This is a genomic window from Corynebacterium sp. (assembly GCF_043426755.1).
Taxonomy (GTDB): Bacteria; Actinomycetota; Actinomycetes; order Mycobacteriales; family Mycobacteriaceae; genus Corynebacterium.
The window spans coordinates 1-7,918 of the sequence record NZ_JBHWRP010000053.1; the positions used below are offsets into that span (position 1 = coordinate 1).

Sequence of the window (7,918 nt, forward strand, 5' to 3'; positions counted from 1 at the left end):
CAGCTGCCCGCGGAGTCCTCCCCTCAAGCCCGGGCGGTGCGCCGCGGCTTGGGGATTGGCCCAGACACACCGCGGTGGCAACCGCCGGTCGAGGTTCTCGAGGCGGTGCGCGAGACGGCCCCGGTGGTCGTGCCTACCCCGGTACCGGAGGTGCTCCGCGTCCAGGAGGATGCGTGGGCGCTGCTACCAACCGGGGGAGTGCAGCCACTTTCGGAGGCGCAAGCACAAATTTTTGAGTCCGCAGGCGCGAAAACACGCCAGCTTACCCGCGAGGAGTTAGCAGCCTTTGCCGATGCCAGCGACCCGGTGCGTGTGACGATTCCCGCCGAGATGCCCACGCTGCGCGACCCGGCGGAGCTGCAGCTGTGCGCCACGGCCGATGGCGGGGTGGGCACCTTCGCTACCGGCCAGGAGCTGCCAGGGCAGGTGGAGCTCTCCGGATCCTCGGTAGCCCGCCAGTTCCGTGGCCTGTCTTCCGGTGCGGTTGGGGTGGATACTGGGCACAGTTTCCACGTGGTCTCCGGCAGCGGTGTGCGTCACGCGGTGGCAGACCCCACGGTGTTTGATGTCCTAGGGATCACGCGTGTCGACGAGGTCCCCTGGGCAATCGTCCAACTCCTCCCGGAGGGGCCGGACCTTAGCCAGGAGAGGGCGCGCCGGGCAACGTACTAGTTCCAGGGTTACGCCTGCTCAGGAGCGGTGGGCAGGTCGTGCCCAGAGTCCCGGCAGGCAAAAACCATAAAGAGTGGTTACAGTGGCGTTACATGAGCTTAACGGACAACATCGCGGATAGTGCAGTGCGAGTAGCAAGTGGTCTGACGAATGTGTTGGGTAATACTTTTACCTCGCGCAGCGTCGACGCAGAATACATCCAACCCGTCGGATGGCAGGCGCACCGCAAGGGTGTAGAAGCCCTCGTCGATAGCTTCGCTGAGGTTCCGAAAGACCAGCGAGTGCGCTTGGCGAAGAAGACATCTAACGTGTTCCGTGGCCGCAGCGGGGGCTCGGCGGGACTTGATGTCAGCGGCCTCGGCGGTGTCATTGAGGTTGATCCCGTTGCCCGCACCGCGGATGTCCAAGGCATGTGCACCTATGAGGATTTGGTGGATGCCACCTTGCCGCATGGCCTTGCACCCTTTGTTATTCCGCAGTTGAAGACCATCACCTTGGGCGGGGCGGTGACCGGAATGGGCGTGGAGTCCACATCTTTCCGCAATGGGCTGCCGCATGAATCCGTCATTGAAATGGATATCCTCACCGGCACCGGTGGGATTGTCACCGCAACGCGTGAGAGCAATGTCGACCTTTTCCGCTCCTTCCCGAACTCTTACGGTTCCTTGGGCTACGCGATCAGGCTCAAGATCGAGCTGGAGCCGGTGAAAAAGTACGTCGCTATGTCGCATGTGCGCTTCGACGATCTGACCTCCTACCAAGAGGCTCTGGCCGGGTACTCCGAGTCCGGCACTTTCGAAGACGCACCGATCCACGGGCTGGACGGTGTTTCTTTTTCGCCCGATGAGTCCTACCTGATCATCGCCCAGGCCACGGACGAGGAAGGCCCCACCTCCGATTACACGCGCGACCGCATCTATTACCAGTCGCTGCGCCACCCCGAAGGTGTATTGCGCGACCGGTTGACCATTCGCGACTACATCTGGCGCTGGGATACTGACTGGTTCTGGTGCTCCCGCGCGTTTGGTGTGCAAAACCCACAGGTGCGCGCCATCTGGCCACGTGAGCTGCGTCGCAGTGCCTTCTACTGGAAGCTGATTGGGCTGGACCGTAAGTACAACGTCGAACACAACCTGGTTAATCGCCCCAAGGGCTTGCCCCATCGGGAGCGCGTGGTGCAAGACGTGGAAGTCACAGTGGACAAGACGGCCGAGTGGCTGGAGTGGTTCTTCCAGGCGTGTGACATTCAACCGGTATGGCTGTGTCCGATCCGCCTGCGCGACAGTTCGCAGGATCTCGTCGGCAAGGGCGAAAAGACCGCCGATGAGCGCGCGCCGTGGCCTCTGTATCCGCTGGAGCCAGGCACGACGTGGATCAATATGGGATTCTGGTCCGCTGTGCCCGGTGACCACGTTTCTAAGGACGCTGAGCCTGGGGCCTTCAACAGGGTCATTGAGAAGAAGGTGTCCGAACTCGGTGGGCATAAGTCCCTGTACTCGGAGGCTTTCTACACCCGCGAACAGTTTGAAGCGCTCTACGGCGGACATCTGCCGGAAGAAATGAAGCAGGTATATGACCCTGAGGGGCGTTTTCCCGGTCTCTATGAGAAGACCGTCGGCGGCGCATAATCGCGCATAAATTTTGTCAGAGTAAATAGATTGGTAAGTGAAGGATAGAGGTAAATGACATCCCCTTTTGTACCCATGACCGTTGCAGAGATCGTCGACGAATTCATTGAGGGTGAGAACCCATTCCGCTGGGAGGCATTCGATGGGTCCGCAACTGGGCCTGAGGATGCGAAGTACAAGGTGAGCATCAACTCGCCGGAGGGGTTGAGCTACATCGTGACTGCACCAGGCGACGTCGGTCTTGCGCGCGCATTCGTGACGGAGGGCCTCACCGTTGAAGGCGAGCACCTGGCTCACCCGTATGGAATTTTCGATTCATTGCGTGAGCTGTACAGCAAGATGAAGAAACCCGATTTCCGCACGATGGCGAAGATCCTGCGCTCGCTCGGTTCGATGGGTGCCATCCAGGTGCAGCCGATCCCAGAGGTGGAGGAGGCCAGCTGGCTGGAGCGCACGATCCGCCAGGGCCTGTCCAAGCACTCCAAGGAGCGCGATGCCGATGTGATTTCCGCGCACTATGACGTGGGCAATGACTTCTACGAGCTTTTCCTTGGCGATTCGATGACGTATACCTGCGCGATCTACCCGCACGAGAACGCCACGCTGGAGGATGCTCAGGAGAACAAGTACCGCACGGTGTTCGACAAGCTGGGGCTGAAGGCCGGCGACCGCCACCTCGACGTGGGCTGCGGCTGGGGTGGCATGGTGCGCTATGCCGCGCGCCAGGGTGTGCATTCGATCGGTGTGACCTTGTCGAAGGAGCAGGCTGAGTGGGCCCAAGCCAAGATTAAGGAAGAAGGCTTGGAGGAATTTGCGGAGGTTCGTTACCAGGATTACCGCGATGTCGCCGAGTCCGAGTTCGACGGCATTTCCGCCATCGGCATCTTGGAGCACGTCGGCGTGGACAACTACCCGCAGTTCTTCGAGTTCCTCCAGGACAAGGTGCATGTGGGCGGCAAGATTTTGAACCACTGCATTACCTACCCGGATAACCACAAGACGGCCAAGGGCACGTTCATTGACCGCTACATCTTCCCGGACGGCGAACTGACCGGTTCTGGCACGATTACCCAGGCCATGCAGGATGTCGGACTTGAGGTGGTGCACACCGAGACGTTCCGCTTCGACTACATGCGCACCCTGCGCGACTGGTGCGAGAACCTGAAGGAGAATTGGGACAAGGGTGTCGAACTTGTCGGCCTGCCCACCGCCAAGCTCTACGGCATGTACATGGCGGGCTCCGAGTGGGGCTTCGAGCACAACGTGGTCAGCCTGTACCACTTCCTCGGTGTGAAGCTTCCGGAGGACGGCACCCGCGAGGACACCCCAGAGCGCCGCTGGTGGAAGGATGTCACCGCGGAGGAGTTCTACGCTTAGGCCATCGCTTAACGCCGAGCAGCCGTGTCGGGTAGATGTTCTACAGTAGTAGGCATGATCCGTGTGCGTCCTACTGTGAAGGTTCTCAAAGCTTTGAAGCGGCTCGACCGGCTGCCCCCGAGAGTGGATACTCTGTATATGGAGGCACAACGTTCCAAAGGCGCCGACGCTCAGGTTGGATGGTCTCAAGCGTGCACAGCAGCGGAAACAGATGTTGCGTTGCTGGTCTATTGCGCGGATCGGTTTCAAAGATCGGTTTTTGAGCGACACAAGGCAATGACTGCCGAGGCTGGTGTTCCAGTCTTTGAAGCTCGGGATACTGTTAGCCCAGCGATTCGCGGAGCGGTCGTGTACGACCAAGCGACAACCTGCCACTGGTTGGTCCACGTCGATCGTCACGATGAGTTCCATAAATCTGGTCCGACAGCTATTAAAAGTTTGAAAGCTGCAGGTCAGTTGGGCCCCAATAGTGTTGATGTGAAACTTCTTGAGCACTCACTGGAGGAAGAACAGTGGGCTAACTTCCGTGTCTCCACATTGCGTGCTTTAGTTGATGCTCTCAGAGCGAGCATGGACGGTGAAGGAGAAAGTGGTTTCACAGTCAGTTTTCCTCAGTCGGAGAAGATTCACCCACTGACTGTGTCGGTTGATGCGGTCGCGGATAGGGAGTGGCTAAAAAGCCATCCGAGCAAGGAGATTGACACGGTAGTACTCGCATTTCCTTTGGAGCACATGATGCCCCATGAGCGTGATGAATTGTTGAGGACATGCGTCCCGTTCGTACAGCCAGATGAAAACTGGGTAGAACCGGTGTATGGGAAGTCTTTTGAGGTACACATGTTGGTAACTCGGGGAAAGTTGCACCAAATTTTAGGTACGGCCTCGCATGAATTACCAACACAGCGGTGCGACCCGCCGGCACCGAACTACATGCATTACACCCATAAGAATGGTTTGACCCAGGCATATGTTGAGGGACTGGCGGTGGAAGCAGTCTGTGGGCGATGGTGGGTTCCCATTGGCGATGACAAAACTCATGCCCACCTAGAGGTATGTCCAGATTGTGCGCGTGAAGAACCTATCGCGCAGTTCTTTGCAAACCTTCGTCAGGGGCGGTTCTCTACAGATCGTTGAGGTACTTCAATTCCTCCTCGTTGAGCTCAACGGTGGAATTAGGCTGTGAAGTGGAGTGAAGGGCATTCGCCAGTACTTCCTTGCCACGACGCTGCCGTTGCATAAACTCCTTAAGATCGTTCATCTTGATACGACGGTGCGTGCCCACGCGGTGGAAGGGTAACGCACCGTTATCCATAAACGACAAGAGGTGGGGTCGGCTAACTTTCATAAGTTTCGCAGCCTCATTGGGGGTGAGTTCTGCATCAGAGGCGAGAACATCCACATCCATGCCTTCTTCGTGGGCAGCAAGAATGCGCTGAAAGATGACTGCAAGCGACGATGTCGGATCATTGTTGATCAGCGTGCGAAGCTGTTCGACGTGTTCGTCGGTAAGCGTTGCGGTGTCAAGGTGAGCGATCGTAGAGGTGGGCATAAAAAGTCTCTTTTCATAAAGTGGCCCATTAGGGCCCGCAGAGGATCTGTAATTGAATTAACTGTAACTGCTGTAATATCTGCAACTCTACCGTAGGGTTGCGATGCTGTAAACTTTTACTTCAGATTGGCGGCAACGTGGGAGCTAGGTGTGCACGCTGGGAGATAACTAGTGCCCAGCACTGTTGTGCACGGAACGTCTCGAGAGTCCAACAACAAGCACTAGAAGCGCTACAAATAGGCTGATCGAAACACTAAGCCAAGTGGCTCGATGTAAAGCGAATGATTCGAGTGTTTCGGTGTGCTGAACCTGCACAGGATGCTCCGATGGTGCAGCATTTTGGGCTGGGCCTGCTGAAGAAATGGCCTGGTAGGGGTCGATGACTCCGCCGGCTGGTTCGGCAGCGCGGATCAGTCGCTGGCGCAACTGGGCCGGAGATTCCTCGGGGAAACGCTCTTGCAAAAGTGCAGCAGTGCCGCTGATCACTGGAGCGGCGAAACTCGTGCCGGCAAACACCTCCAATCCCGCTTGAGCGCGCGGATAAATCCCGGCAGCGAACCCTTCTCCGTTAGGGGACAAGGCCACCTCCGGCATACCGATCGCGGAGACTGCTGGCTGGTCCTCAGGCGTTGTTACCGAATAATTCGCCAGGGTGTAAGCACCATCGCGAGCAGCCACGGCAACCACCGTGGGAAGGTGAGCGGGGTAGACGAATGAGCCATCGGGGCAGTCATCGGTGATGTTTCCGGCGGCGGCTACGACCACTGCCCCGGCATCCTCCGCGCGGGCGAGGGCCCCGCGCAGGATGGCATCGTCGACACGCGTAGAAGGCGAGATGCACGACACCACGGAAATATTGATCACATCGGCCTGGTGGTTGAGGGCGTCGTGGATGGCTTCTGCCAGGGAGGCGAGGCTGCCGGCGCTGCCGGGATCATCTGGGTCGATGCGGAAATGTCCGGAGGTCTGCCGGATCGCGACGATCCGCGCATCTGGGGCCACGCCATAATCAGCGCCACCAATGATGCCGGCGACGACGGTGCCGTGCCCGTCGCAATCATGCAAAGGATGCGGGGTGGCAGGGGTGACGAAATCTGCACCCGGCACCAACTGCGAGAGTTGCGGGTGGGGAGTAACTCCGGTGTCGATGACCGCCACCGTGGTACCGGCGCCAGTGGCAAGGTCGCGCAACGGGCCCAGATCCGGTCTCTCCTCAGGCACTTCAGCCGGTTCGGGTAGCACGCAGGGGAGGTCTTGGGCAACAGCGGGTGCCGCGGACCACGGATGTGCCCCAGTTCCGAATAGTGTGCCGACTGCGAGTGCGAATGCGCAGATCAGGCGCGCTACGTGGGGTCTCATCCGAGGCCTCGAATCAGGGCAAAGATCCCGGCCACGTGAATCGCAAGCGGAATGACCGCAATGATGGCGGCCTGTTCAGCGCGTTCGAACCACACCACCGTGGTCGGTTCTAGCCGAGAGACCAGCCCGGCCCACAGGGGCGCGGCGATCGCCACGAGGGCGACCAGGATACCGGCGACAAGTACTGCTGGGTGTACATCATCGCGAGTAAGTGCCACCGTGCCTACCCCGGCGGCCGCAATCGCCAGCGACATCAGTGATACTCGCGCGATGGGTGCGACGTGCCGGGACGCGTGAATAATGATCGCTCCGGCCAGGCACAGGCAGAGCAGCCACGTCCACTCGCCTCCCCGGAGTGCAAACTGGACCAGCCCTGGCACCATCCCTAAGGACACGCCCATATACATTCCGTCGCTGATGCGGTGGGCGACCAGCGCACGACGATCCACGTCCGGTTGGTGATCATGGGCATCGGGCAAAGGTTCACCCGCGGTGGGAACACGGGGAATACTCAGTCCCGCCAGTTGAGTGGCCAGGCCGGGAACCGCCATGATGATCAGCAGCCCGACCAGCGCGGAAAGTGCTGCGGGTGCGGATCCCCCAGGCAGCCAGGCGCCGACACACCCTGCGATGATCACCAAGCAAGCAGTGGCGGTGGTCGTCGTAAAGCGCGTGCCAATCAATCGGAAATAGGCAGTGCATCCGGTGGCCACCAGGGACGTCACACACGCGACCACTAGTGCAAGAGCGAGTGAGGCCGCGGTATTCTCGCCGCCCCATACCCACAGTCCTGTGGCCAGGCCGCTTCCGAGGACCGCGGCAATGATCAGCCCCTGACCTGCGGTGTAAATACCCAGCAGGACTAGGAGCAGCGTCGACACGCCATAGGCAATGGGAAGCGGAATTACCGTGGCCAGCAACGCGGCTAGCCCGAGCGCCATGACAAGCGCTGCGGCATGGTCCACGTCTGGAGCGCGGGACGAGGCCCCAGCCTGCGCGACGAGGGCTTCCGCAGCGTCGCGGACCACGGGCGGCTCGGAGGTTGTTTCCGGGCGCATGACGACGATCGACCCGTCCACAAGATCCACATCGTGCAGCGGCGCATACTTGTCCAGTGGCTGGCCTGACACCGTAGTGAACTGCCAGGGCGAAGAGGTCGGTGGCGCATCGATGATGTCGCTGAGCTCCGGCAAAACCTCCGCTAGACTCGATGAACTGGGAAGTGTGACATCGACAGCGGAATGATGTTGGCCAATATCAAGGCGCAGCGTCAGTCGCACCACGTGGTGCATGGCAGCAGACATGGAATAAATACCCCCGAATGTTCTTTTCT

General features: G+C 59.5%; 7 protein-coding genes. 4 read left to right on the plus strand and 3 right to left on the minus strand.

Annotated elements, in window-relative coordinates; translation table 11 throughout:
- The 4 genes from ACHFGA_RS05110 to ACHFGA_RS05125 all read left to right on the plus strand — a co-directional run.
- Nucleotides 1–672 (plus strand): type VII secretion protein EccB (locus ACHFGA_RS05110; RefSeq protein WP_394281344.1); only part of this gene is annotated, 672 nt, incomplete at its 5' end.
- 92 nt (nt 673–764) lie between these two features.
- Nucleotides 765–2,300 (plus strand): FAD-binding protein, encoded by a 1,536-nt coding sequence (locus ACHFGA_RS05115; protein WP_394281345.1) that lies wholly within the window; start codon nt 765–767, stop codon nt 2,298–2,300.
- A 54-nt stretch (nt 2,301–2,354) separates the two neighbouring features.
- Nucleotides 2,355–3,677 (plus strand): class I SAM-dependent methyltransferase, encoded by a 1,323-nt coding sequence (locus ACHFGA_RS05120; protein WP_394281346.1) that lies wholly within the window; start codon nt 2,355–2,357, stop codon nt 3,675–3,677.
- A gap of 54 nt (nt 3,678–3,731) precedes the next feature.
- Nucleotides 3,732–4,811: a DUF3039 domain-containing protein gene (locus tag ACHFGA_RS05125; RefSeq protein ID WP_394281347.1), complete on the plus strand. Its 1,080-nt coding sequence runs from the start codon at nt 3,732–3,734 to the stop codon at nt 4,809–4,811.
- Here the strand turns inward: ACHFGA_RS05125 and ACHFGA_RS05130 are convergent.
- The 3 genes from ACHFGA_RS05130 to eccD all read right to left on the minus strand — a co-directional run.
- Nucleotides 4,798–5,226, minus strand: coding sequence for a helix-turn-helix domain-containing protein (locus tag ACHFGA_RS05130; protein ID WP_394281348.1), 429 nt, complete (start codon nt 5,224–5,226; stop codon nt 4,798–4,800). The genes ACHFGA_RS05125 and ACHFGA_RS05130 overlap by 14 nt on opposite strands.
- Nucleotides 5,227–5,394: 168 nt before the next feature.
- Nucleotides 5,395–6,585, minus strand: coding sequence for a S8 family serine peptidase (locus tag ACHFGA_RS05135; protein WP_394281349.1), 1,191 nt, complete (start codon nt 6,583–6,585; stop codon nt 5,395–5,397).
- A partial coding sequence (gene eccD, locus ACHFGA_RS05140; RefSeq protein WP_394281350.1) for a type VII secretion integral membrane protein EccD occupies nt 6,582–7,918 on the minus strand: 1,337 nt, incomplete at its 5' end. The genes ACHFGA_RS05135 and eccD, both read right to left, overlap by 4 nt.